The 21,934-nt window shown below is 72.5% G+C and carries 24 protein-coding genes; 14 read left to right on the top strand and 10 right to left on the bottom strand.

The features are described from left to right. Position 1: 1 nt before the first annotated feature. Positions 2-781: an SDR family oxidoreductase gene (locus tag C6W10_RS08560; RefSeq protein ID WP_107257601.1), complete on the bottom strand. Its 780-nt coding sequence runs from the start codon at positions 779-781 to the stop codon at positions 2-4. A 184-nt stretch (positions 782-965) separates the two neighbouring features. Here C6W10_RS08560 and mshA point away from each other — a divergent pair, with 184 nt between their 5' ends. Next, the gene (gene mshA, locus C6W10_RS08565) at positions 966-2,339 is read left to right on the top strand and encodes a D-inositol-3-phosphate glycosyltransferase (protein ID WP_107257602.1); all 1,374 of its coding nucleotides are present in this window, start codon (positions 966-968) and stop codon (positions 2,337-2,339) included. A 36-nt stretch (positions 2,340-2,375) separates the two neighbouring features. After that, the gene (locus C6W10_RS08570) at positions 2,376-2,900 is read left to right on the top strand and encodes a YbjN domain-containing protein (RefSeq protein WP_107257603.1); all 525 of its coding nucleotides are present in this window, start codon (positions 2,376-2,378) and stop codon (positions 2,898-2,900) included. Positions 2,901-2,991: 91 nt separating this feature from the next. On the opposite strand, the gene C6W10_RS39195 is transcribed toward C6W10_RS08570, so the two are convergent. After that, the gene (locus tag C6W10_RS39195) at positions 2,992-3,120 is read right to left on the bottom strand and encodes a hypothetical protein (RefSeq protein WP_255416218.1); all 129 of its coding nucleotides are present in this window, start codon (positions 3,118-3,120) and stop codon (positions 2,992-2,994) included. On the opposite strand from C6W10_RS39195, the gene C6W10_RS37915 reads away from it, so the two are divergent. Continuing rightward, positions 3,104-4,129 (top strand): hypothetical protein, encoded by a 1,026-nt coding sequence (locus tag C6W10_RS37915; RefSeq protein WP_234361667.1) that lies wholly within the window; start codon positions 3,104-3,106, stop codon positions 4,127-4,129. The genes C6W10_RS39195 and C6W10_RS37915 overlap by 17 nt on opposite strands. A 356-nt stretch (positions 4,130-4,485) precedes the next feature. On the opposite strand, the gene C6W10_RS08585 is transcribed toward C6W10_RS37915, so the two are convergent. From C6W10_RS08585 to C6W10_RS08595, 3 genes are all read right to left on the bottom strand, one after another. Beyond that, positions 4,486-5,292, bottom strand: a complete 807-nt coding sequence (locus C6W10_RS08585) for a M23 family metallopeptidase (protein ID WP_107257606.1) — start codon at positions 5,290-5,292, stop codon at positions 4,486-4,488. A 40-nt stretch (positions 5,293-5,332) separates the two neighbouring features. Further along, the gene (locus C6W10_RS08590; RefSeq protein ID WP_107257607.1) at positions 5,333-5,860 is read right to left on the bottom strand and encodes a helix-turn-helix transcriptional regulator; all 528 of its coding nucleotides are present in this window, start codon (positions 5,858-5,860) and stop codon (positions 5,333-5,335) included. A 73-nt stretch (positions 5,861-5,933) separates the two neighbouring features. Beyond that, positions 5,934-7,304, bottom strand: a complete 1,371-nt coding sequence (locus C6W10_RS08595; RefSeq protein WP_107257608.1) for an MFS transporter — start codon at positions 7,302-7,304, stop codon at positions 5,934-5,936. 151 nt (positions 7,305-7,455) lie between these two features. Here C6W10_RS08595 and C6W10_RS08600 point away from each other — a divergent pair, with 151 nt between their 5' ends. Continuing rightward, on the top strand, positions 7,456-8,259 hold the full coding sequence (locus tag C6W10_RS08600; protein WP_107257609.1) for a phosphoglyceromutase: 804 nt from the start codon (positions 7,456-7,458) through the stop codon (positions 8,257-8,259). A gap of 53 nt (positions 8,260-8,312) precedes the next feature. On the opposite strand, the gene phoU is transcribed toward C6W10_RS08600, so the two are convergent. Further along, the gene (gene phoU / locus C6W10_RS08605) at positions 8,313-8,957 is read right to left on the bottom strand and encodes a phosphate signaling complex protein PhoU (RefSeq protein ID WP_107263770.1); all 645 of its coding nucleotides are present in this window, start codon (positions 8,955-8,957) and stop codon (positions 8,313-8,315) included. Between the two features lie 216 nt (positions 8,958-9,173). Here phoU and C6W10_RS08610 point away from each other — a divergent pair, with 216 nt between their 5' ends. Both C6W10_RS08610 and C6W10_RS08615 read left to right on the top strand, forming a co-directional pair. Next, the gene (locus C6W10_RS08610) at positions 9,174-10,457 is read left to right on the top strand and encodes a cell wall metabolism sensor histidine kinase WalK (protein WP_107257610.1); all 1,284 of its coding nucleotides are present in this window, start codon (positions 9,174-9,176) and stop codon (positions 10,455-10,457) included. A 34-nt stretch (positions 10,458-10,491) separates the two neighbouring features. Continuing rightward, positions 10,492-11,175: a response regulator transcription factor gene (locus C6W10_RS08615; RefSeq protein ID WP_107257611.1), complete on the top strand. Its 684-nt coding sequence runs from the start codon at positions 10,492-10,494 to the stop codon at positions 11,173-11,175. A gap of 19 nt (positions 11,176-11,194) precedes the next feature. Here the strand turns inward: C6W10_RS08615 and C6W10_RS08620 are convergent, their stop codons facing one another. After that, positions 11,195-12,094: a hypothetical protein gene (locus C6W10_RS08620; RefSeq protein ID WP_107263771.1), complete on the bottom strand. Its 900-nt coding sequence runs from the start codon at positions 12,092-12,094 to the stop codon at positions 11,195-11,197. An 80-nt stretch (positions 12,095-12,174) separates the two neighbouring features. Here C6W10_RS08620 and C6W10_RS08625 point away from each other — a divergent pair, with 80 nt between their 5' ends. Together C6W10_RS08625 and C6W10_RS08630 are read left to right on the top strand one after the other, a co-directional pair. Next, entirely contained in the window at positions 12,175-13,140 is a 966-nt protein-coding gene (locus C6W10_RS08625) for a Ppx/GppA phosphatase family protein (protein WP_107257612.1), read from the top strand. Between the two features lie 147 nt (positions 13,141-13,287). Beyond that, the gene (locus C6W10_RS08630) at positions 13,288-14,025 is read left to right on the top strand and encodes a sugar phosphate isomerase/epimerase (protein WP_107263772.1); all 738 of its coding nucleotides are present in this window, start codon (positions 13,288-13,290) and stop codon (positions 14,023-14,025) included. Positions 14,026-14,077: 52 nt separating this feature from the next. On the opposite strand, the gene C6W10_RS08635 is transcribed toward C6W10_RS08630, so the two are convergent. Together C6W10_RS08635 and C6W10_RS08640 are read right to left on the bottom strand one after the other, a co-directional pair. Beyond that, positions 14,078-15,277, bottom strand: a complete 1,200-nt coding sequence (locus C6W10_RS08635; RefSeq protein WP_107257613.1) for a hypothetical protein — start codon at positions 15,275-15,277, stop codon at positions 14,078-14,080. Continuing rightward, positions 15,274-15,804: a SigE family RNA polymerase sigma factor gene (locus tag C6W10_RS08640; protein WP_107257614.1), complete on the bottom strand. Its 531-nt coding sequence runs from the start codon at positions 15,802-15,804 to the stop codon at positions 15,274-15,276. Before C6W10_RS08640 ends, C6W10_RS08635 begins: the two co-directional genes overlap by 4 nt. Positions 15,805-15,939: 135 nt before the next feature. Between C6W10_RS08640 and C6W10_RS08645 the strand changes: the two genes are divergently transcribed. Beyond that, a complete protein-coding gene (locus C6W10_RS08645) occupies positions 15,940-16,281 on the top strand; it encodes an MmcQ/YjbR family DNA-binding protein (RefSeq protein ID WP_107257615.1) in 342 nt (113 codons plus the stop codon). Positions 16,282-16,337: 56 nt separating this feature from the next. On the opposite strand, the gene C6W10_RS08650 is transcribed toward C6W10_RS08645, so the two are convergent. Continuing rightward, the gene (locus C6W10_RS08650) at positions 16,338-17,144 is read right to left on the bottom strand and encodes a permease-like cell division protein FtsX (protein WP_159104517.1); all 807 of its coding nucleotides are present in this window, start codon (positions 17,142-17,144) and stop codon (positions 16,338-16,340) included. 112 nt (positions 17,145-17,256) lie between these two features. Between C6W10_RS08650 and C6W10_RS08655 the strand changes: the two genes are divergently transcribed. The 5 genes from C6W10_RS08655 (at position 17,257) to C6W10_RS08675 (ending at position 21,928) form a co-directional block, all read left to right on the top strand. After that, complete coding sequence (locus C6W10_RS08655; protein ID WP_159104518.1) at positions 17,257-18,117, top strand: hypothetical protein; 861 nt, start codon at positions 17,257-17,259, stop codon at positions 18,115-18,117. A gap of 139 nt (positions 18,118-18,256) precedes the next feature. Next, a complete protein-coding gene (locus C6W10_RS08660) occupies positions 18,257-19,102 on the top strand; it encodes a hypothetical protein (RefSeq protein ID WP_107257618.1) in 846 nt (281 codons plus the stop codon). Next, positions 19,099-20,256 (top strand): hypothetical protein, encoded by a 1,158-nt coding sequence (locus tag C6W10_RS08665; RefSeq protein ID WP_234359451.1) that lies wholly within the window; start codon positions 19,099-19,101, stop codon positions 20,254-20,256. Before C6W10_RS08660 ends, C6W10_RS08665 begins: the two co-directional genes overlap by 4 nt. Further along, the gene (locus tag C6W10_RS08670; RefSeq protein WP_159104519.1) at positions 20,253-20,408 is read left to right on the top strand and encodes a hypothetical protein; all 156 of its coding nucleotides are present in this window, start codon (positions 20,253-20,255) and stop codon (positions 20,406-20,408) included. Before C6W10_RS08665 ends, C6W10_RS08670 begins: the two co-directional genes overlap by 4 nt. Continuing rightward, positions 20,405-21,928, top strand: coding sequence for a hypothetical protein (locus C6W10_RS08675; protein WP_107257619.1), 1,524 nt, complete (start codon positions 20,405-20,407; stop codon positions 21,926-21,928). The genes C6W10_RS08670 and C6W10_RS08675 overlap by 4 nt, the downstream gene beginning before the upstream one ends. Positions 21,929-21,934: the final 6 nt, after the last annotated feature.

Raw genomic sequence — 21,934 nt, forward strand, 5'->3', positions numbered from 1 at the left:
CTCACCCTCCGCTGGCGGTACCGACCCGGTGCACCTTGTGCTGGGCCGCCTGGGCCAGCGGCCGGACCACCAGCCGGTCCACGTTGACGTGCTGCGGCCGGGTGGCGCACCAGGCGACGCAGTCGGCCACGTCGTCGGCGACCAGCGGCTCGGCGACCCCGGCGTAGACCGCCGCCGCCCGCTCGGCGTCGCCGTCGAACCGGACCAGCCCGAACTCCTCGGTCCGGACCATGCCCGGGTCGATCTCGACGACCCGGATCGGCCGTCCACAGAGTTCCAGCCGCAGCGTCTCGGCGAGCGCCGTCTGGGCGTGCTTCGCCGCCGTGTAACCGCCGCCGCCCTCGTAGACGATCAGGCCGGCGGTGGAGCTGAGCACCACCACGGTCCCGGCGCCCGAGGACTCCAGGGCGGGCAGCAGCGCCTGGGTGACCCGGAGCGTGCCGAGCACGTTGACGTCGTACATCCACTGCCAGTCGGCGACCGAACCCGACTCGACCGGGTCGAGGCTGCGCGCCCCACCGGCGTTGTTCACCAGCAGGGTGACCGGCCCGCCCAGCCTCGCGGCGGCGGCGGCCAGCTCCGCGACCGACTCGTCGGAGGTGACGTCGCAGGGTTGCGCGGTCGCCGTACCGCCGGCCCGGCGGATCTCGTCGACCAGGGTCTCCAGCCGGTCGGCCCGGCGGGCGGCGGCGAGTACGGAGAAACCCTCGGCGGCCAGCCGGCGGGCCGTGGCGGCGCCGATCCCGCTGGACGCTCCGGTGACGATCGCGACAGGGGTCATCGGGACATTCTGGCCCAAGCCGTCCCGATGCCGTGACCTGGGCCCGAATGAGGTCGGTCACCTCCTCGGGCACCCGGACGATTGGCGGTGGCCCGATCGGGAAGATGACACCCATCACGGTGGTTGCTCTGTGAGGTGACCCGGTCGTGCGGGACGGCGCAACACGTTGACAGAAGGAGCGGACGTGGCGGAACTGCACACCGGCGTAGCCCGGCAACGAGGCATCCAGCCGTGGCCGACGCCACGACGCATCGCGACCCTCTCCGTGCACACCTCACCGCTGCACCAACCCGGCACCGGCGACGCCGGCGGGATGAACGTCTACATCGTCGAGGTCTCCCGGCGGCTGGCCGAGGCCGGCGTCGAGGTCGAGATCTTCACCCGGGCCACCTCCAGCGACCTGCCGCCGGTGGTCGAGATGGCCCCGGGCGTGACCGTCCGGCACGTCACCTCCGGCCCGTTCGAGGGGCTGGCCAAGGAGGAACTGCCCGGCCAGCTCTGCGCCTTCACCGCCGGGGTGCTGCGGGCCGAGGCGGCCCGGCCACCCGGCTACTACGACCTGATCCACTCGCACTACTGGCTCTCCGGCCAGGTGGGCTGGCTGGCCAAGGAGCGCTGGGGGGTACCGCTGGTGCACACCGCGCACACCCTGGCCAAGGTGAAGAACGCCCGGCTCGCCGAGGGGGACCGGCCCGAGCCGAAGGCGCGGGTGATCGGCGAGGAGCAGGTGGTGGCCGAGGCCGACCGGCTGGTCGCGAACACCACGGTCGAGGCCCGGGACCTGATCTCCCGGTACGACGCCGACCCGGACCGGGTCGAGGTGGTCCGCCCCGGCGTCGACCTGGACCGGTTCACCCCGTCCCCGGCCGGCCGGGAGGAGGCGGCCCGGCTCGCCGCGCGGCGCCGGCTGGGGCTGCCCGAGCGGGGCACCATCGTCGCCTTCGTCGGCCGGATCCAGCCGCTGAAGGCGCCGGACGTGCTGTTGCACGCCCTCGCCGAGCTGCGCGGCTCGCAACCCGGGACCGCCGGGACGGTCACCGTGGTGATCGCGGGCGGACCGAGCGGCAGCGGCCTGGACCAGCCGACCTCGCTGATCGAACTCGCCGCCCGGCTCGGCGTCGGCGACGCGGTGCGGTTCCTGCCGCCGCAGACCGGCGACGACCTGCCGGCGCTCTACCGGGCCGCCGACCTGGTGGCGGTGCCGTCGCACAACGAGTCGTTCGGCCTGGTCGCCCTGGAGGCACAGGCCTGCGGTACCCCGGTGGTCGCCGCCGCGGTGGGTGGCCTGGTCACCGCCGTCCGGGACGGCAGCAGCGGGGTACTCGTCGACGGGCACGACCCGCGCGACTGGGCCCGGGTGCTCGGCGGGCTGCTGGCCGCGCCACGGCGTCGGGCCGAGCTGTCCCGGGGGGCGGTCGAGCACGCCCGCGCCTTCTCCTGGGCTCGTACCGCCGGGGGGCTGCTCGGGGTCTACCGTGAGGCGGTGGCGGAGTACCGTGACCGGCTCGCCTCGGAGCTGGCGGACGGTACCGCGGCGCTCCCGCTGGCGACCTGCTGAACGCGCGTGCCGCGAGCCGGACGGGAAGGGGCGGAGATGCAGTCTCGGGCGGAGATCGGTCGGCTGATCGAGGCGGTCTGTGCCGACCGGGAGCTGACCTGCGAGTCGACCGGGGAATTCTCCTACGCGGTCACCCTGCCGGGCACGCACAAGCTCAAGACGGTCTGCAACCTGATCGTCGGGGAGCACTCGCTGCGGATCGAGGCGTTCGTGATGCGCCAGCCGGACGAGCGGCGCGAGGAACTCTTCACCTGGCTGTTGCAGCGCAACGCCCGGATGTACGGGGTGGCGTTCTCCGTCGACGCGGTCGGTGACGTCTACCTGACCGGCCGGGTCGGCCTGGCCGGGGTGACCGAGGAGGAGTTGGACCGGCTCTTCGGCTCCGTGCTGACGTACGCGGACGAGTCGTTCGACACGATGCTGGAGATCGGCTTCGGTTCGGCGATCCGCCGGGAGTGGGAGTGGCGGGTCAGCCGGGGTGAGTCGTTGGCGAACCTGCGAGCGTTCGCGCACCTCTTCGAGCGTTCGGCGACGGAAAACTCGGGTTTGGACCGCCCCTGACGGGTATGCCCCGGCGGCGGCACCAGGATGTGGCGATGGCCGCGCCGCCTGCCGAGACAGACTGTCAGAGGGAGCGTGAGGATCTCATGGCTCAGCGGAACAGTTCCGGTCGCGGCGCAACCGCGACCGCGACCAAGCGCCGATCCAGCAGCAGCAGCCGATCCAGCAGTACGGGCGACATCAACGAGCAGAAGATCAGCTCGATGAAGGCCGACGACATCCGGGGACAGCTCAAGAAACGCGGCATTTCAGGCATATCCGCGCTACGCAAGATGGACCTGGTGAAGAGCCTGGTCCGGACGCTGAAAGCCGAGAGCCGGGGCGGGACGACCGGCCGGAAGGCCACGGCGGCGCCGGCCAAGCGGGCGACCGCGAAGAAGGCGCCGGCCAAGCGGACCGCCGCGAAGAAGGCGCCGTCCCGCACGGTCGCGGCGAAGAAGGCCCCGGCCCGGAAGACCACCACCGCCCGGGCGACCGCCAAGAAGGCGCCGGCCCGGAAGACCACGGCGAAGAGGGCGCCAGCCAAGCGGGCGACCGCGAAGAAGGCACCGGCCAAGCGGGCCACCGCGAAGAAGGCACCGGCCCGCAAGACGGTGGCCGCCGCCCAGAAGGCCCCGGCCCGCAAGGCCGTGACCTCCGCCCGGACGACGAGCGGCGCCAAGCGGACCACGGCCGCGCCGGCCGGCAAGGCGACCGGCGCCCGCGCCACCGGCCCGGGCAAGGCGACCGGTCCGGGCAAGGCGACCGGCGCCCGGAAGGGTACGACCGCCGGGAAGAGCACCACGGCCGCGCGCAAGACGACCGGAGCCCGGAAGTCGACCGCCGCGCCGGCCGGCAAGGCGGGCGGGGCCCGGAAGGCCAGCTCCAACGGCGGCGGGCAGTCGAAGTCGCTGAAGTACGCACAGCCGATCTCCTCCCCGCAGGACATTCCCGAGCGTCCGGGGCGGAGCCTGGTGACCCGGGACCACGACGTGATCCGGCGCTGGGCGGAGGGCCGAAACGCCCAACCGGCCACGATCGAGGGCACCGAACGCGAGGGCCGGCTCGGCGTACTGACGTTTGACTTCCCCGGTTGGCGGGAAGGCGGACGACTGAAGCCGGTTAGTTGGGACGACTGGTTCCACACGTTCGACCTACGCCAACTGAATTTCATTTACCAGGAGCAGCTCTCCGACGGGCGGCAGAGCAACTTCTTCCGTACCGAATCGCCGATGCGCGAGGACGGCTGACATTCCCGGCAGGTGGCCGGGAATGTCTCGGACCGCCTGGAGTGTTGCACCACAAGGCGCCGGAATATCGATCGTCCTTGGATGTGATGGGCGAGACAGAGGCACCGGCTTGTGCCGGTCATCCGGCGACAACTAACGTTATTGCACGCGCCACGCTCGGAAGCGTTCGGGGGAACGACAGATCGCGCAGATCTGTGCACCGGGCACTGGCGCTGGGGGACGGGTGGTAGGTGAAGCCGTTGGGGGACGGCGCACGCCACCTGTAACCGGCGGTGCGTGCGGGCGACGTTTACGGGGGTGAACGTCGCCCGCCGCCGCCGGTCCATCCCGCCCGGCGCAGGTGGTGGTCGCGGTCGTCAGGTAGTCGCGGCGGTGCCGACCGAGAAGACCTCTCCGTTGGCCGGAACGCCGATTTCCCGCCACGTGAATGGAATTCCCCGGGCGACGTTCAGATCCGGATTGTCCATCAACTGGAAGTGGACATGCGGTTCGGTCGAGTTGCCGGAATTCCCGCACTCCGCCACCGGCTGGCCGGTTCGTACCCGGTCGCCCGGGCGGACGAGCAGCGAACCCCGCCGCAGGTGCGCGTACGCGGCGTACCGGCCGTCGCCGAGGTCCAGGATCAGGTGGTTGCCGAGAAGCTGGCCGGGGCCGGCGATCTCCCGGAACAGCCCCTCGAAGACGAGGTAGAGCAGGGCCGGGTACGAGTTGCGGCTGAGATGGTCCCGGTTGCGGTCGACGGCACGCAGCACGGTGCCGTCGGCGACCGCCAGCAGCGGTGCGCCGAAACCGGGGAAGTCCCGGTTGCGCCGGACCGGCGGCCACCAGCCGAAGCGCGGACGTGGCCGGTCCGCCGGCTCCGCGACCAGGTCGATCGCGTACGCCTGCCCGTAGGCGCGCACCCCGTGGCTCGGTACCTTGCTGGCCGGGCTGTTCAGCGCCGTCCAGCGCCCCACCACCGGTGGGTCGACCTCGACCGGCGAGTCGGACACCCGCGCCTGCGCCCTGGCGAGCATCCGCCCCATCACCACCCGCAGCGCGATGGCGAGCGCGATCGCCAGCCAGCCCCACAGTGAGGTGAAGTCGAGGAAGAAGCCGGCGACCAGGATCACCAGGAACGCCAGCCAGCAGCAGCGGTGCAGGATCATCAGTGCCTTGAACATGCGGGTCTCCTCTCAAGCGTCGACGGGTCGCGCCGGGATGTCAGGTGCGGGCGATCGCGATCGCCACCAGCAGTGGCACGACGCGTCCGGGTGGCACCTCGTAACGCCCCCGACCCGGGCTCTGCAACCAACCCGCCGCGGCCAGTTGCCGCAGGTGGTGGTAGGCCTGTCCGGTGGTGCCGAGGCCGTCGAGCGCGGTGAGTTCGGCGACCGTACGCCGGCCGCCCAGGATCTCGCGGAGCAGGCGCAGCCGGACCGGGTGGCCGAGCGCGGCGAAGGACTCCGCCAGGTCGGTCCAGTCGCCCGCCTCGCCGTCGAGCAGTGCCTCGGTCGGCAGGCCGTACTGCCAGTCGTAGCGCTCGTGGCTGGGTAGCCGGACCGAGCCGGTGTAGAGCACCCCACCCTGCTCGGCGCGGGGCGCGGAGAGTCGCGTCTTCAGCCCGTCCAGGGCCCAGAAGTCGCCCTCGCCCGGCGGCGGTGGCTCCGGCCGGGGCGCCGGGGCGTCCGGCCGGTCCTCCAGGGCGGCCAGCCGTCGTTCCAGTTCGGCGACCCGTTCCTCCAGCGTCATGACTTCGAGTTTACGTAATTACGTAACTCTGCGCCAGTCGTCTCCGGCCGTTGGGTGTCGTCGAATTTCCGACTCAGGCCCGGGCGGTGGCCGAGCGCCGGCCCGAGCCCGGCTCGTCGGCCGCCGCGCCGCCCGCCGCCGCCGCTGTGCCTGCCGCCTCCGGGCTCGCCGCCTCCGGCTGCGCGCCGGTCGCGCCCGCAGCCGGTCCCGTCGTGCCGACCTCGGCCGTACGCAGTGCCGTGACCCGCCGTTCCCGGGCCGGCCCGGAGAGCAGGTGGGCGACCGCCACCACCCCGCCGAGCACCGCGCAGCCCAGCCAGAGCGCCGAGTTGCCGAACTGCTCCCGCACGAAGCCACCGGCGACCGGGGCGGCGAACGTCGCCACCGACCAGGAGAGCGAGAAGAGTCCCTGGTAACGACCGCGCAGCGCCGCCGGGGACAACTCGGCGATCAGGGTGGAGTTGGAGGGCGAGTTGAGCATCTCGCCGAGGGTCCAGATCAGCACGGTCAGCACGTAGAACCAGGCCGCGTCCGCGAACGCGGTCAGTCCGAAGCCGAGCCCGGTGATCAGGGCGGCCAGGGCGAGTACCCGGGACCGGCCCCGTCCCCGGATCAGTCGCGGTACGAAGAGCTGCCCGGCCACGATCAGCACCCCGTTGACCGCGATCACCGACCCGTACGTCGACGGAGACAGCCCGTCCTGGCCCATCGCGATCGGCAGCATCGAGATGTGCTGCATGAAGACCAGCGCCAGCAGGATGTTCAGCCCCACGAAACCGAAGAAGACCCGGTCGCGCAGTGCGCTGCCCAGCCCGCCCCGGTGCGGTGCGACCAGTCCGGCCGCGTCGAGGCGGACCCGTCGGGTCTCGCGTACCCGCAGGAAGATGATCAGTGCGGTGGTGACCGTGGTGACCGCGTCGACCACGAAGAGCAGCAGGTAGCTCGCCTCGGCGGCCAGCCCGGCCAGGATCGCGGCGGAGGCGAAGCCGAGGTTGATCGCCCAGTAGTTCAGGGTGAAGGCGCGCAGCCGGTCCCGTTCCGGTACGACGTCGACCATCATCGCGCCGAAGGCCGGCCGGGCCGCCTCGGCGAACATCCCGAGCAGCAGCGCGCCGAGCGCGACCAGCCACAGCTCCCGGGCGAAGCCGAGCGCCAGCATCATCGCCGCCGCGCCCAGGTGCGCGGTGAGCAGCGTCGGCCGCCGGCCCCACCGGTCGGCGAGGATCCCGCCGGTGAGGGTGCCGACCGCGCCGCCGGCACCCCAGAGCCCGAGCACGATCCCGGCCTGGAACTCGGAGAAGCCCCGCTCGGTGGTGAGGTAGATGGCGAGGAAGACGAGGACGAAGGAGCCGAGCCGGTTGATCAGCGTGCCGGCCCAGAGGTACCAGAAGGTTCGGGGTAGCCCGCCGGTGGTGTCCTGGAACCACTTCCCGACCGTCCGCATCCGCCGCCCCCGTGTTTGTAATGACCGCTCATTGTCAAACGCCTTACGAAGCTAGTGCGGCGGGTCCGACCTGGTCATCCCGTTTTCCACGTGTCGGTCGTCACCCCGGGTCGCCGCATGCCTGCCCGACGGGTCCGGCAGGATGAGTTTCATGACTGCGAGCACGAGTGATCGGCCGGAGGGAGCCGCGGTGGCGGGCGAGGGCGCCGCGGTGGGCACGTTGGTGCTGCTCCGGCACGGCGAAAGCGACTGGAACGCCAAGAACCTCTTCACCGGCTGGGTCGACGTGGACCTCACGGCCAAGGGTGAGAGCGAGGCCCGGCGCGGCGGCGAGCTGCTGCGCCAGCACAACCTGCTGCCCGACGTGCTGCACACCAGCGTGCTCCGCCGGGCGATCCGCACCGCCGAGCTGGCGCTGAACGCCGCCGACCGGCACTGGATCGCGGTACGCCGCTCGTGGCGGCTCAACGAGCGGCACTACGGCGCCCTCCAGGGCAAGGACAAGAAGCAGACCCTGGCCGAGTACGGCGAGGAGCAGTTCATGCTCTGGCGTCGGTCGTACGACACCCCACCGCCGCCGATCGCCGACGGCGACGAGTGGTCCCAGGCCGGCGACCCGCGCTACGCCCTGCTGCCGCCGGAGCTGATGCCGAAGACGGAGTGCCTGAAGGACGTCGTCGACCGGATGCTGCCGTACTGGTTCGACTCGATCGTGCCGGACATCCTGGCCGGCCGTACGGTGCTGGTCGCCGCGCACGGCAACTCGCTGCGGGCGCTGGTCAAGCACCTGGACGGCGTCTCCGACGAGGCGATCGCCAAGCTCAACATCCCGACCGGGATCCCGCTGCGCTACGACCTCGACCGGTCGATGCGCCCGCTGGTGACCGGCGGGGCGTACCTCGACCCCGAGGCCGCCAGGGAGGCCGCCGCGGCGGTCGCCAACCAGGGCCGCTGAGGTGTCGGGAGGAACCCCTTCTCATCCGAGAACGATGAGAAGGGGCCCCTCCCTCACACCTGGGTTTCGCCGGTGACCAGGTAGACGACCCGGCGGCCGGCGTTCACCGCGTGGTCGGCGTACCGCTCGTAGAAGCGGCCGAGCAGGGTGGCGTCGATCGCGGTCTCCACCCCGTACGGCCAGTCGTCGGCGAGCAGCACCGCGAAGAGTTGCCGGTGCAGCTCGTCCATGGCGTCGTCGTCGGAGTCCAGTTCGGCGGCGAGGGTGGCGTCGGGCTTGGAGAGTACGTTCGCGATCTTGTCGGCGATCCGGTCCGCCACCCCGGCCATCTCGGTGAAGACCGGCCGCAGCTCGGCGGGTACGGCGGGGGACGGGTGCCGGCGTACGGCCGTCTTGGCCACGTGGTCGGCGAGGTCCCCCATCCGCTCCAGGTCGGCGGCGACGTGCAGGGCGGTGACCAGGGCCCGCAGGTCGGAGGCGACCGGCGCCTGCCGGGCCAGCAGGTCGCAGACCCGCTCCTCGACCTGCCGGTAGAGGGCGTCGATCTCCGCGTCCCGCTCGATCACGCCCTCGGCGGCCGTCCGGTCGGCGGTGAGCAGTGCTCGGGTGGCCTGCCGCATGGCGACCCGGATCGCCTCGGCCATGTCGACCAGCAACTGGCTCACGATGTTCAGGTCGATCCGGAATTCGTCGCGCATGATCACGTCCTGCTGGGAGGTGGCGGTTTCGCCGGCCGTGGCGGGTTCGCGCCCGGACGGTGGGGTGTCGGTCCGGACAACGGTAGGGGGATCCGGCGGCGCCGGGGTGAACAACGGTGAACGGCACCGGACCGGCGGGTGAACATTCTCGGATGGCCGCGTGATTCGCCCGATTTTGCCTGGTCGACAGGTTAACGATGACCCTACGATCGCCGCGTGGAATGGGGGGTGGTCGCGGGCGTGCTCGTCGGGCTCGGCCTCGGCCTGTCCCTCGGTCCGCTCCGCCACCGGGTCGCCAGATGGCTCCCGGCCGGGCGCATCGTGACCGGGCGAGCCGGGACACGCAGCAACAGGAGGCCGGCGATAGGCACTGACGAGCAGGCCGGCGGGCTGTCGGGACTCGGCCGTAAGAGCCTGGACTCGCTCCGGGTCGGGGTGGTCGTCCTCGACGCACACGACGTACCGGTCCTGGTGAACCCGGCCGCCCGGGCGATGGGACTGCTCCGGGTCGGCAGTTCCCCGGGCACCGTCGCCGCGCACCCGATCATCCGTACCCTGGCCGGCCAGGTGCGGCGCACCGGAGTGCGCCGCGAGGTCGAGCTCGACCTGCCCCGGGGCCGCGAGGGCGGGATGTCCGACCCGCTCGGCGTGCACCTGCGGGCGATGGGGCTCGGCTCCGGTTACATCGCGGTCGAGGCGGCCGACGTGACCGAGGCGCACCGGGTCGCCCGGGTCCGCCGGGACTTCGTGGCCAACGTCAGCCACGAGCTGAAGACCCCGATCGGCGCGTTGCAGCTGCTCGCCGAGGCGCTGCTGGACGCCACCGACCAGAGCACCGGAAACGGGACGCTGGACCCGGGCGAGGACATGGCGGCGGCCCGCCGGTTCGCCGAGCGGATCCAGCACGAGTCCACCCGGCTCGGCAAGCTCGTCAACGAACTGCTCGAACTCACCCGGTTGCAGGGCGCGGAGCCGCTGCCCGCGCCGGAACCGGTCGCGCTGGACTGGGTCACCGCCGAGGTGGTCGACCGGACCCGGACCGCCGCCACCGCCCGGCAGATCACCGTCGTGGTCGAGGGCGAACGGGACCTCACCGTCTACGGCAGCGACAGCCAGATCGCCACCGCGGTCAGCAACCTGGTGGAGAACGCGATCGCGTACTCGGCGGAGCGGACCGAGGTGACGGTGGCGCTGCGGAGTACCGGTGAACACATCGAGATCGCCGTCACCGACCAGGGCATCGGGATCGCCCCGGACGACGTGGGACGGATCTTCGAGCGGTTCTACCGGGCGGACCAGGCCCGGTCCCGGCAGACCGGCGGCACCGGCCTCGGCCTCGCGATCGTCAAGCACATCGCCACCAACCATGGCGGCCGGGTCGAGGTGTCGAGCACTCTTGGGGGTGGCTCGACGTTCACCCTCCGGCTTCCCGCGCGTCCGCCGGACGCCTTCCTGCCGCCAGCCCCGTCAGTTGAGATCGAGACCGGTTCGTTCGGATAGTTCCGAGCCGGACCGACACCAGAGAGGAAAGTCCGTGGCCCGCGTACTCGTGGTCGAGGATGAGGAGTCGTTTTCCGACGCCCTCTCCTACCTGCTGCGCAAGGAAGGATTCGAGGTCTCGGCCGCGGCGACCGGTACGGCGGCGCTGACCGAGTTCGACCGTACCGGCGCGGACATCGTGCTGCTCGACCTGATGCTGCCCGAGATGTCCGGTACCGAGGTGTGCCGGCAGCTCCGCCAGCGCTCCCAGGTACCGATCATCATGGTCACCGCCCGGGACAGCGAGATCGACAAGGTCGTCGGGCTGGAGATCGGCGCCGACGACTACGTGACGAAGCCGTACTCGCCGCGCGAGCTGGTCGCCCGGGTCCGGGCCGTACTGCGGCGACGCGGCAACGAAACCGTCGAACCGGGCACCCCGACGCTGGCCGCCGGCCCGGTCCGGATGGACATCGAGCGGCACGTGGTCACCGTCGACGGCTCCACGGTGCAGCTCCCGCTCAAGGAGTTCGAGCTGCTGGAGCTGCTGCTCCGCAACGCCGGGCGGGTGCTCACCCGGGGGCAGTTGATCGACCGGGTCTGGGGCGCGGACTACGTCGGCGACACCAAGACCCTCGACGTACACGTGAAGCGGCTGCGTTCCAAGGTCGAGCCGGAGCCCTCCGCGCCGCGCTTCATCGTCACCGTCCGGGGCCTCGGCTACAAGTTCGAGCCGTAGGCCGGACCCCTTCACCCCGTCAGCGGGGCGTGCCGCGCGGCCGGCGCTGCGCCGCCGGACGCCGTCCGGCGGCGGCGGCCTTCGGGCTGGCCGGTTCCCGGCCGGGCTCCTCGGCACGGTCGAGCACCGGGTCGGCCCCGGCGGTCGCCGGATGCGTCGCCACCAGCCCGCGCCGCTCGCGCTCGGCGCAGAGTTCGGCCAGCTTCGCGTACGCCGGCTTGCCGATCAGCGCGGTCAGCTCCGGGGAGTACGACAGATACATCGCCTCGGTGCCGACGTGCGCCTCCGGCGACGAGGTGCACCACCAGTCGAGGTCGTGCCCGCCCGCGCCCCAGCCCCGCCGGTCGAACTCGCCCAGCGTGCTGACCAGCACCTTCGTCCCGTCCGGGCGCTTGACCCAGTCCTGGTCCCGGCGTACCGGCAGTTGCCAGCAGACGTCCGGCTTGTATTCCAGCGGGTGTACGCCGTCGCGCAGCGCCTGGGCGTGCAGCGCGCAGCCGCCCCCGCCGGGAAAGTCGGCGTCGTTGAGGAAGACGCACGGCGCCTCCTCACTGCGGGTCGCCGTACGTCGGGCCGGGGTCTCGCCGTCCACCGAGTCCATCTCGGTGTAGTTCTTGAAGCCGCGCCGGTAGTGCTGCCAGGTCTGCGGGGTGAGCCGCTTGACCGCCGACCGGACCCGCTTCTCGTCGTCGGCGTCGGTGAAGAACGCGCCGTGCGAGCAGCAGCCGTCGGCGGCCCGGCCGGCGATGATGCCGTGGCAGGTCTGGCCGAAGACGCAGGTCCAGCGGGAGAGCAGCCAGGTCAGGTCGGCCCGGATCAGGTGCTCGGGGTCGGCCGGGTCGGTGAATTCGAGCCACTCCCGGGGAAAGTCGAGCGGGACCTCCCGGGCGCGCGGGTCGGCGGGGTCGTCCACCAGGATCCGGAGCTGGTCGCGTGCTGCTGCCACCCGGTCAGCCTACGCCCGCTCTCCGCCCGCGACCTGCGTCTAGTGTCTTTGCCATGCGACTCGGCGTGCTTGATGTCGGTTCCAACACCGTGCACCTTCTGGTCGTGGACGCGCACCACGGCGCCCATCCCTGGCCGGCGCACTCCGAGAAGGCGGTGATCCGGCTCGCCGAGCAGATCGGCCGGGACGGTGCGTTGCCGGTGGCCGGCGCCGACGCCCTGGTCGCGGCGGTGAACGAGGCGAAGATGGCGGCGGCCCGGCTGACCGCCGACGACCTGCTGGCCTTCGCGACCTCCGCGGTCCGGGACGCCACCAACGCGCCGGAGGTGCTGGCCCGGGTCCGGACCGAGACCGGGGTACTCCTCCAGGTGCTCTCCGGTGCCGACGAGGCCCGGATGACCTTCCTCGCCGTACGCCGCTGGTTCGGCTGGTCCGCCGGTCGGCTGCTGGTGCTGGACATCGGCGGCGGTTCGCTGGAGGTGGCGGCCGGGATCGACGAGGAGCCCGAGTTCGCCCAGTCGCTGCCGCTCGGCGCCGGCCGGCTCACCCGGGAGTGGCTGGAGGTGGGGCCGGAGAGCAACCACACCCCGTCGTCGGCGGCGGTGGCCAAGCTGGAGGCGTACGTCGAGGAGATGCTCGACGCCGTGGTCGACGACACCGTCGAGGTCGGCTGGGACCGGGTCGCCGCCACCAGCAAGACCTTCCGGACCCTGGCCCGGCTGGCCGGCGCGGCACCGTCGTCGGACGGGCTCTGGGCGCCGCGCAGCCTCTCCCAGACCGGGCTGCGGCAGGTGATCGGCTTCATCCGGCACATCCCGCCGGGCAAGCTCGCCGAACTCGAAGGGGTCAGCGCCCGCCGGGCGCACCAGTTGCTGGCCGGGGCGATCGTGGCCGAGGCGGCGATGCGCCGGCTCGGGGTGGAGAAGCTGGACATCTGCCCGTGGGCGCTCCGGGAGGGTGTGATCCTGCGCCGACTCGATCTGCTGGAGCCGGCGCAGGGGCCACGAGAGCTGGTCTGACCTGGGCTTTCGTCCGCTACTGAGGCTTTGCGCCCGATCCGCGACCGGGTGGGATGTGCCGGATCGGGCTACCCTGAGACCGTGACCACCCGCGTACTGCTGTCCAGTTCCTCGGTCTTCCCGGAGCCGACCGCGGCCGCCTTCGAGATGGCGGCGGCGCTCGGCTACGACGGGGTCGAGGTGATGGTCTGGACCGACGCGGTGAGCCAGGACGCCGGGGCGCTACAGGGCCTGGCCCGGCACTACGGCGTACCGGTGCTCTCGGTGCACTCGCCCTGCCTGCTGGTCACCCAGCGGGTCTGGAGTTCCGACCCGTGGGAGCGGCTGCGCCGCTCGGCGGTGCTGGCCGAGACCCTGGAAGCGCCGACGGTGGTGGTGCACCCGCCGTTCACCTGGCAGCGGGAGTACGCCCGCTCGTTCGTCGACGGCCTCGGCAAGCTCGGCGCCGAGCACCCGGGGATCCGGTTCGCCGTGGAGAACATGTACCCGGTCCGGATGGCCGGCCGGGAGTTCGTGCCGTACATGCCGGGGTGGAATCCGACCGACATCGGCTACCCCGCCTACACCCTGGACCTGTCGCACTGTGCCGCCTCGCACAGCGACGCGCTGGAGATGGCCGACACGATGGGGGCCGGGCTGGCGCACGTACACCTCGGGGACGGCACCGGCGAGGGCCGCGACGAGCACCTGGTGCCCGGCCGGGGCACCCAGCCCTGCGCGGAGCTGCTGACCTCGCTCGCCGGCCGTGGCTTCACCGGCTCGGTCGCGGTGGAGGTCTCCACCCGGCGGGCCCGCAGCCGCGCCGACCGGGAGAGCGACCTGCGGGCGGCGCTGGAGTTCGCCCGCCAGCACCTGGCCGCGCAGACCCCGGTCGACGCCCGCTGAGCGGTTCCGCGAGCGGCCCGGCCCGAACCCGGACCGCGCCGGCCGTCGACTGCTAGTCCCGGCAGTTCCAGTGGACGGGGCGAGCGCCGCCGCTGCCGGCGATCCGGTCACCGCTGTCGTCCAGCGCACTGGCTCCGTAGCGCCAGCCCTCCTCGCCCGGCAGTTTCCGCTGGGTACCGTCCGGATCGCGGAGCAGGACGATGCCGTCCCGGTGCAGCAGCAGCAGTTGTCCCCGGGCGTTGCCCGCACCCGGGATGACCATGCCGCCGTCCACGATGGTGGCGGTGCCCTTCTCCAGGTCCCACAACACCGGCATCGGTGGCCCGGTGCCGAGGGCGGGTACGCCGTTGCTCTTGGCCGCCGTACCGTGCGCCCAGTTGCCCCGGATGCCGCGCACCGAGCCGCGGTCCACGCCCGCCGGCAGCGGCAGCGCGGCGCCCTGGCCGTCGGCGTCCCACCGGTAGGGCGTGGCGGAACCGGACCGGCCGGCATCGAACAGGCCGCCGATCACCACCCCGGAGTCGGAGATGCCGATGGCGTAGGCGCCGGCCTCCGGCGCCGACAGCAGGTCGGCCCGCGGCGAGGTGCTGGTGTCGCGCCAGACGACGGCCCGATCCGGCTTGCCGCCCAGCGAGCCGACGACGTCGCCCCGGGCGTTGATCCCGTGCGCCGTGCCGCTGGTGAAGCCGGGCGGGAGCGGCAGCCAGACCAGCTTGCCGTCCACGTACGCCCACGGGGCGCTCTTCCCGTCCGGGCCGGGACCGTCGCCCACCACCGTGCCGCTGTCATTGACGTCCCTGGCCATCGCGTCGGCCTCGACCGGAATCTGCCGGAGGCGCCCGTCCACCCACCAGGCGGGAAGGTTGGCGATCCCGGGTCGCTGGAAGCTGCCGACCAGGTGCCGCCCGTTCGGGGAACCGGCCAGCACCGCTCCCGAGGTGGCGCCGGACGGCAGCGGCAGCCGTTCGAGGGTGCAGGCGGCGGTCGCCGGGGAGACGCTGGGCGTGGGGGTCCCGGCCGGACCCGGGAGCGGGGCGGTGTCGTCGTCCCAGGGGAGGAACCCGCCCGCCACCAGCACGAGCGCGGCGGCCGGCAGCAGCGCCCCGAGCGCGGTCGCCGTGGTACGCCGTCGTCGGCCGGCCCGGCGCCCGGCGGCCAGCAGCCCGTCCGCGCTGAGCCGCCCCGCCGGAGGGGTGACGGTGGCCAGCCGGGCCCGCAGGTAGCGGGCGTCTTCGTCGTCGAGCTCCGTCACTGGTTACCCGCTTCCTGTAACTGACCCGGGATGCTTGTCGGCCACTGGTCGCGCAGCAGGTCCCGCATGGCGGTGAGGCCCCGGGAGGTCTGGCTCTTGACGGTGCCGGCGGAGCAGTTCAGTACGGCCGCCGTCTCGGCCACCGACATGTCACAGAAGAACCGCAGCACCAGTACGCTGCGCTGGCTGCGGCTCAGCGTGCCGAGCGCGGCCCGTACGGCGTCGGCGTCCTCGCTGCTGCCGGCGGGTTCCGCCGCCAGCTCCGGTACCCGCCAGGCGAGCAGCACCCGGGCCCAGGAGCGGCGGCTCTCGTCGACGTAGCGGCGTACCAGGATGCGGTGCACGTAGCCGTCGAGGTTGTCGACGGTGCGGATTCTCGACCAACGTAGATAGACGGAGACCAGCGTCGACTGGACGATGTCGTCGGCCCGGTTGGCGTCACCGCAGAGCAGGTACGCGGTCCGTCGTAATCGGCCGAGTGACGCCGAGACGTACTCGACGTAGTCCTGGTCCTCTTCCGCCGTCACCCGGGCTCCTCTCCACTGCGTCTACTCGTTATCGGAGTGACACGGCGGATCGGTTGCCGGTCGGCGGAAGAATCTTCGCTGAGCCGGGCCGGGCACGCGGCGTCGGTTGTCGGTACCCCTCGGTACGCTCGGCCGGTGGTGACCGTAGCCGACGTACGGGCCCTGGCCCGGACGCTGCCGCGCAGCAGCGAGCACCTGATCCGCGACCGGGTGAAGTTCCGGGTCGGCGCGATCGTCTACGTCGCCTTCTCCCGGGACGAGACGACGATGGGTTTCGGCTTCCCGAAGGAGGAGCGCGCCGCCCTGGTCGCCGGCGACCCCGCGCTGTTCTTCCTGCCCGGCGAGTCGGATCTGCGCTTCAACTGGGTGTGCTGCCACCTCGCCCGGCTGGACCACGAGCAGATGACCGAGCTGGTCACCGAGGCGTGGCGGATGGTGGTGCCCAAGTTCCTGGCCCGGCAGCGGCTGGGCGGGTGACCGGCTGCCACCGGCGGCAGGAGCTTGTCAGCCGTCCCGCCGGCGGCAGGAGCTTGTCAGCCGTCCCGCTTCGGCGGCAGCACCACCCGGGCGACACCGGGCAGCCGGCAGAGTTCGGTGTCCAGTTCGGAGGTGGCGGCCCGGTTGGCGGCGGCCTGGTCGGCCAGCTCGACCTGGTACAGATCGTTGCCCCGAGGTGGCAGCGTCGGGGTGGCCGCCCCGGCGCGGTCCGGAGCGGCCGTAGCCGTACCGTCGGTGTCGTCCCGGGGCTTCAACCGCACCGCGACCACGTCGGGGAGGGCGCGCAGCTTGGACTCGACCGCCTGCCGCTCGGACTCCGAGATCGTCCTCGACAGGTAGACCCAGATCTCGCGCCAGTCGCCCTGCTTCGGCGCGGGCGACAGGCTTCCCCAGGCGCAGTTGGCCACGGCCGGGGCCGACGGCGGCGGCGTGAGCGCTGACTCGCCCTTGAAATAGACCACGTCGTCGACGCCGGGCAGCGCACGCAGCTCGGCGACGAGCGGACCGGCGACGGCGCGGTCGAAGGCGTCCCGGTCGCGCAGGGTCAGCTTGAAGGACTCGGGGAGCTTGTCGGCGCGTACCCCGTCGAGCAGTTCCGGGTCCTCCGCCAACCGCTCCTTGATGTCCGCGTACGCCTGCTCCCGGCTCTGGAAGGTGACCTCGGCCGCGTCCGGTACGTCGCGCAGTCTCTCCTGCACCGCCTGCTTCTGCTCCGGGGTCACGTCGGCGGTGAGGAACACCGTGATCGGCGGATTGATCCGTTCGACGGGGTCCGGCCGACAGCCGACCAGGCCACTGGTCAGCAGGATCGTCAGCACCAAGGTCGTCACCGCTCTGCGCACGGCCCCGGAGCCTAGCGGAGCGCGGCGACCCGACGCGGCCGGTTTCCGGCGGCGGTCCAACCAGGACCGTCGGGGCCGGCGCTGGTCGGAGGCGTCCGGTAGGGTGCCCCGGGTGCGACGGATGGCGGCGTTGGTGCTGATCGGGATTGTCACGGTGGTGGGCGGCTGCGGGCCAGGTGAGGTGCCCGAGCCGCAGGTGGAACCCGCACACAAGGTGTCGTACTCGATCAGTGCCTCCGGCACGGCCAACGAGAACCTGAAGATCAGCTACGCCGGTCCGGACGGCGCTGGCGTCGAGGCCACCTCGCCGGGGACGGTGCCCTTCTGGAGTACCGAGGTCACCACCAAGCCCGGCGTCGCGCTCCTCTTCGTGCAGGGCAACGCGAACAGCTCCGACCTGTCGTACCAGCTGACCTGCACGATCAAGGTCGACGGCGTCGAGGTGGTCAACGGCAGCGGCCCGTACTCGTGCGCGACCCAGTTCGAGCTGTCGAGGCTGCCGTCGATGCTGGCGGAGAAGTCACCGTCGGCCGGGTCCGGCCCCACCACCCCGGCGGCGGCCCGGCCGTCGGCTCCGGCCACCCCGTCCGGCCCGCCCCAGGTGGCGGGGTGCGGATTCGTCGAGGGTGTGGAGGTGAGCCGGATCGTCAGCGAGCTGGCCGGCGTCTCCAAGCCGGTGCAGAAGGTGAGCGGGAACCGGAACCGCTGCACCTACGTCCTCGACTACGACCTCACCCAGGTGACCATGACCTGGCGGCCCGGCGACAAGGCGGAGCAGGTCTACGGCGCACCGAAGGTCTCCGGCCTCGGCGTCACCGCGTACTGGGCTGACCTGGGCAGCTTCGGAATTCTCGAGGCGCAACTGCCGAAGGGCGCGTTCAACGTGCAGGTCGACGTCACGGGGCTCAACATCGACCTGCGGAAGTTCGCCATCGGCGTGTTCAAGGCCGCCAAGCCGCGACTGCCCAAGTGACGCCCGCGCCGGCCAGCCCGGCGGTCCAGCGGCCGTGAGCTGTCGGACGGCGCACGTCACCACCCGTTGACCCGAGCGTGAGCGGCGCGTCGCGACGCTGGTAATTGCTGGAAAAGAGTGGAACTCGTACTCTGCGAGCGTGGCCGAGTCGGTGGACGCGATCGAGCACCGGATCGACGCCCTGCGCGCCGAGATCCGGCGCGCGGTGGCGACCCGGGACACCAGCCGGACCCGGGCACTCCGGGCCGAGCTGCGGGCCGCCGAACGCGACTGGGAGCAGGCGGTCGCCGACCTCGCCGATCTGGCCGACCTCAGCGCCCCCACCGGGGAGGCGCCGGTGGGGGCGGAACCGGGACCGGCCGGGTCACTGCTGCCGGTACGTGAGCAGGTACACCACGCGCTGACCCTGCTCTCCGTACCGGCCGCGCCGAGACTGATCGCCGAGGTGCACGCGGCGTTCTTCGGCCCGTCGGCACCGAGCCTGGCCGCGAACCGCCTCACCCACCTGCGACGGGACGAGAAGCGCTCGTTCGAGACGGCGCCGTACGCCCGGCCGTACCATCTCTGCGCGGCGCTGACCGCAGCCCACCTGGCACCGGCACGCGGCCTGATCGCGGTCTCCACCTGGCCGCTCGAACGGCGGATCGTCGGCCCGCTCAGCCCCCGGGTCGACTTCCTGACCGCGGCGGTCCGGGTCGCCCGGCGCGCCGGCACGATGCCGGACGGCAGCGCCCCGGTGAACAAGCTGCTGTGGCGGTTCGCCACCAACATCCCCGGGGCGACCGGAGCACCGGGAACACTTGATCGCCATGACACAGTGGATCCGCAGACGGTGATCCGGGCGGCCGAGGCCGAACAGGCGGTGCACGCCGAAACCGACCGGGCACAGCGGAAGGCGGCGGCCGACCGGGCCCGCCGACAGCTCGACGACGTGCAACAACTCTTCGGCAGTACGCTGCGGACGCTCCAGAGGAAGACGGCATGACGAGCATCAGCATGGGCACCGGCAGGAGTACCGCCGATCGGCTGGCCGCGATCCGGGGCGGGGTGCAGCCGAAGCGGCACAACGCCCGGACCATCGCCGCGCTGACCCGCAATCCCGGCTGCGCCCGCCGGGCCGTACTCGACACGGCCGGGGTGGACAAGCAGCGGCTGGCGGCGTACATCGACTTTCCGGCCCGGTTCGGGCAGTCCGGCTTCGCCATCGCCCGGGGCAACGCGTTCGAGGCGCAGGTGAAGGCGAGCGGCGCCGCCGAGCTGGTGAGACTGCTCCGGGAACGGCTCGGGCTGCCGATCCCCGAGGTGGCGTACGACGACCTGGAGACGGTGACCGGGCGGGAGAAGGAGAGCCCGGAGGTCCGGTACGCCCGCTCCCGCGCCCTGCTGCTGCGGGCCGCCGCCGGGGAGGAGGACGCCGGCACGCTCTTCGACCACCCGCTGCTCGCCCTGGAGGTGGCCGGTCAGCGGGTCTATCTCGAACCGGACCTGATCGCTTTCCAGCACGAGGGGCGGTTCCACGTCGTGGAGATCAAGTCGTTCGCGGTGGTCGACGGGCAGGCCGACCCGGCCAAGGTGTCGGCGGCGGCGATCCAGGCCGCCGTCTACGTGCTGGCGATGCGGCAGATGCTGGCCGAGGCCGGGCACGACCCGGAGATCGTGGCGCACGACGTGATACTCGTCTGCCCGCGTGACTTCTCCAACTCCCCGACGGCGGTGCTGGTCGACGTACGCCGGCAGTTGGCCGTACTGCGACGGCAGCTCGGCCGGATGACGAGGGTCGACACGATGTTGGCCGCCCTGCCGCCGAACCTCAGCTTCGACCTGGCGCCGGACGCCGACGGGGTGCCGACCCGGGCCCCGGAGGCGCTGGTCGAGGCGTTGCGGACGGTGGAGGCCCGGTACGCCCCGGACTGCCTGTCGGTCTGCGAGCTGGCCTACTTCTGCCGGGCCGAGGCGCGCGGCTGCACCGCCGCGCTCGGTACCTCGGCCCGGGAGGAGCTGGGCGGGATCGAGCGGGTCGAGACCGCGCTCGGGCTGGCGAAGGGCGAGCTGAGCCCGGCCGAGGAGCAGGAGGAGGCGGCGGCGCTGCTCCGCAACGCCGCCCGGCTCCGCGCCGAGGTGCTCGGGACGGCGGGATGATCCTGCTGTCCGGACCCGCCGGGCCGGTGACGGCGGCGGTGGCTGCCGGGACGGTGGCGGTAGCCGGGGCGGTGGCGGTTACCGGGGCGGTGGCGGTAGCCGGGGCGGTGGCGGTTACCGGGGCGGTGGCGGTTACCGGGGCGGTGGCGTGAGCACGCTGACCGCGCTGGCCCGGGCCGAGGCGGTGGCGGCCGGGCACGCCCAGCGGATCACGACGGTACGCCACCTGCACGTCGCGGACCGGCCGCTGGTCTTCATCCCGCTGAGCATGGCCGGCGAGGCGAACGCCCCGCTGGCCGCACTGGTCGGCACCGACCCGGCCGAGCCGAGACTGCTGGTGGTGCCGCAGCCCCGCAACCGGGACCAGCGGTTCGGCTTCGCCGCCGAGCTGGCCGAGGTGCTGCTGCCCTATCTGGACAGCTTCCGGGGCGTCACCGAGGCGGTCGCGGCCAACCGGGGCAGGGAGGTCCGCTACCGGTACGTCGACGCGCCGCAGATGCTGGTGCCCAACTCGGCGGGGATCGGCTTCGTCCGGATGTTCGGGCGGTCGACGCGGTTCCGGCGTACCGACGGGGACTATCCGGTGCACCCGACTGTCCCGCTGCTCGGGCAGTGGCTGACGTTCCTGGCGGACCGGGCCGAGCACCCCGGCTCGGGGATGCTGCTGGCGATGACCGAGGCGCTCGGACTGCACTGGGCGACCGGGCAGTCCGCGCTGGAAGACGCCCATCTGGCGGCGCTGCTCGGCTGGATCGACCCGGCGGATGGGTTGAGCGGGGCGGATGCGGCGGTGATCGCCGAGGACCCGCTGCGCTGGCCGCCGGCCGGGCCGGCCACCGATCCGACCTTCGACAACGAGGTACTGGCGCCGGCGATGGCCGGATACGAGGAGGCGGTGGCGAGCGGCGACGAGGTGCGGCGGGGGCGTGCTCGGGGCGTACTCGAAGAAGCCCTGCGGTCGCAGCTCACGCCGACCTGGGAGCTGATGTGGCGGGGCGTCTCGCTGCTCCGGGAACTGCCGGTCGGGGCGCGGGTTCCCGGGCGTTGGGCCGAGGACCGGGACGTCTTCAGCAACTTCACCCTCTATGTCGACGGGGGCGGTTATCCGCAGCCGCGCCGGGACGGGGCGGTCAACGCGGCCCAACGGCTGCACCGGCTCGAACGGGCGTTGCAGTCGTACGCCGTCCAGCGCGCCTACGACGACCCGCTGGTGATGGCCGACCACCGGCTGACCGGGGAGGCGTTCGTGGGTGAGGTGACGTTGGCGGACGCGAACCGGATCGACGACAGCGGGAGGCGGCGGGTGCTGCGGCCCCGGATCCAGGTGACCACCGGTGATCCGGTGCAGGTGACGGTGGGTGCGGTGCTGCACTCGCCGAGCCGGCCGGGGCAGAAGGCCCGGGTGGTTTTCGTGACGCCGGACCGGTCGACCGGTCGGACGGACGTGGTGTTGGAGCTGTCGGGTGGGTTGGGGCGGTCGCTGAGCCCGGCGCCGGGGAGCGTGCCGGAGGTGGGGGACCGGCTCTGCTACACGACGCTGTCGGACTCGTTCATGCCGCCGGGGGAGTTCCCGAGCCGGGAGGAGACGCCGTGGACGCACGGCGGGCCGCCGAAGGCGTGGGAGGAGCCGGTCGAGCCGACCGTGGACGATGCTCGGGAGGAGTGGTCGTGAGTTCTT

Origin of the sequence: Plantactinospora sp. BB1 (assembly GCF_003030385.1) — a bacterium.
Classification (GTDB): domain Bacteria; phylum Actinomycetota; class Actinomycetes; order Mycobacteriales; family Micromonosporaceae; genus Plantactinospora.

Coding starts and splice junctions, on each gene's coding strand:
- C6W10_RS08560 (WP_107257601.1), bottom strand. CDS start 781: ATGACCCCTGTCGCGATCGTCACCGGAGCGTCCAGCGGGATCGGCGCC.
- C6W10_RS08570 (WP_107257603.1), top strand. CDS start 2,376: ATGCAGTCTCGGGCGGAGATCGGTCGGCTGATCGAGGCGGTCTGTGCC.
- C6W10_RS37915 (WP_234361667.1), top strand. CDS start 3,104: ATGAAGGCCGACGACATCCGGGGACAGCTCAAGAAACGCGGCATTTCA.
- C6W10_RS39195 (WP_255416218.1), bottom strand. CDS start 3,120: ATGTCGTCGGCCTTCATCGAGCTGATCTTCTGCTCGTTGATGTCGCCC.
- C6W10_RS08585 (WP_107257606.1), bottom strand. CDS start 5,292: ATGTTCAAGGCACTGATGATCCTGCACCGCTGCTGCTGGCTGGCGTTC.
- C6W10_RS08590 (WP_107257607.1), bottom strand. CDS start 5,860: ATGACGCTGGAGGAACGGGTCGCCGAACTGGAACGACGGCTGGCCGCC.
- C6W10_RS08595 (WP_107257608.1), bottom strand. CDS start 7,304: ATGCGGACGGTCGGGAAGTGGTTCCAGGACACCACCGGCGGGCTACCC.
- C6W10_RS08600 (WP_107257609.1), top strand. CDS start 7,456: ATGACTGCGAGCACGAGTGATCGGCCGGAGGGAGCCGCGGTGGCGGGC.
- phoU (WP_107263770.1), bottom strand. CDS start 8,957: ATGCGCGACGAATTCCGGATCGACCTGAACATCGTGAGCCAGTTGCTG.
- C6W10_RS08625 (WP_107257612.1), top strand. CDS start 12,175: ATGCGACTCGGCGTGCTTGATGTCGGTTCCAACACCGTGCACCTTCTG.
- C6W10_RS08630 (WP_107263772.1), top strand. CDS start 13,288: ATGGCGGCGGCGCTCGGCTACGACGGGGTCGAGGTGATGGTCTGGACC.
- C6W10_RS08665 (WP_234359451.1), top strand. CDS start 19,099: ATGACGAGCATCAGCATGGGCACCGGCAGGAGTACCGCCGATCGGCTG.
- C6W10_RS08670 (WP_159104519.1), top strand. CDS start 20,253: ATGATCCTGCTGTCCGGACCCGCCGGGCCGGTGACGGCGGCGGTGGCT.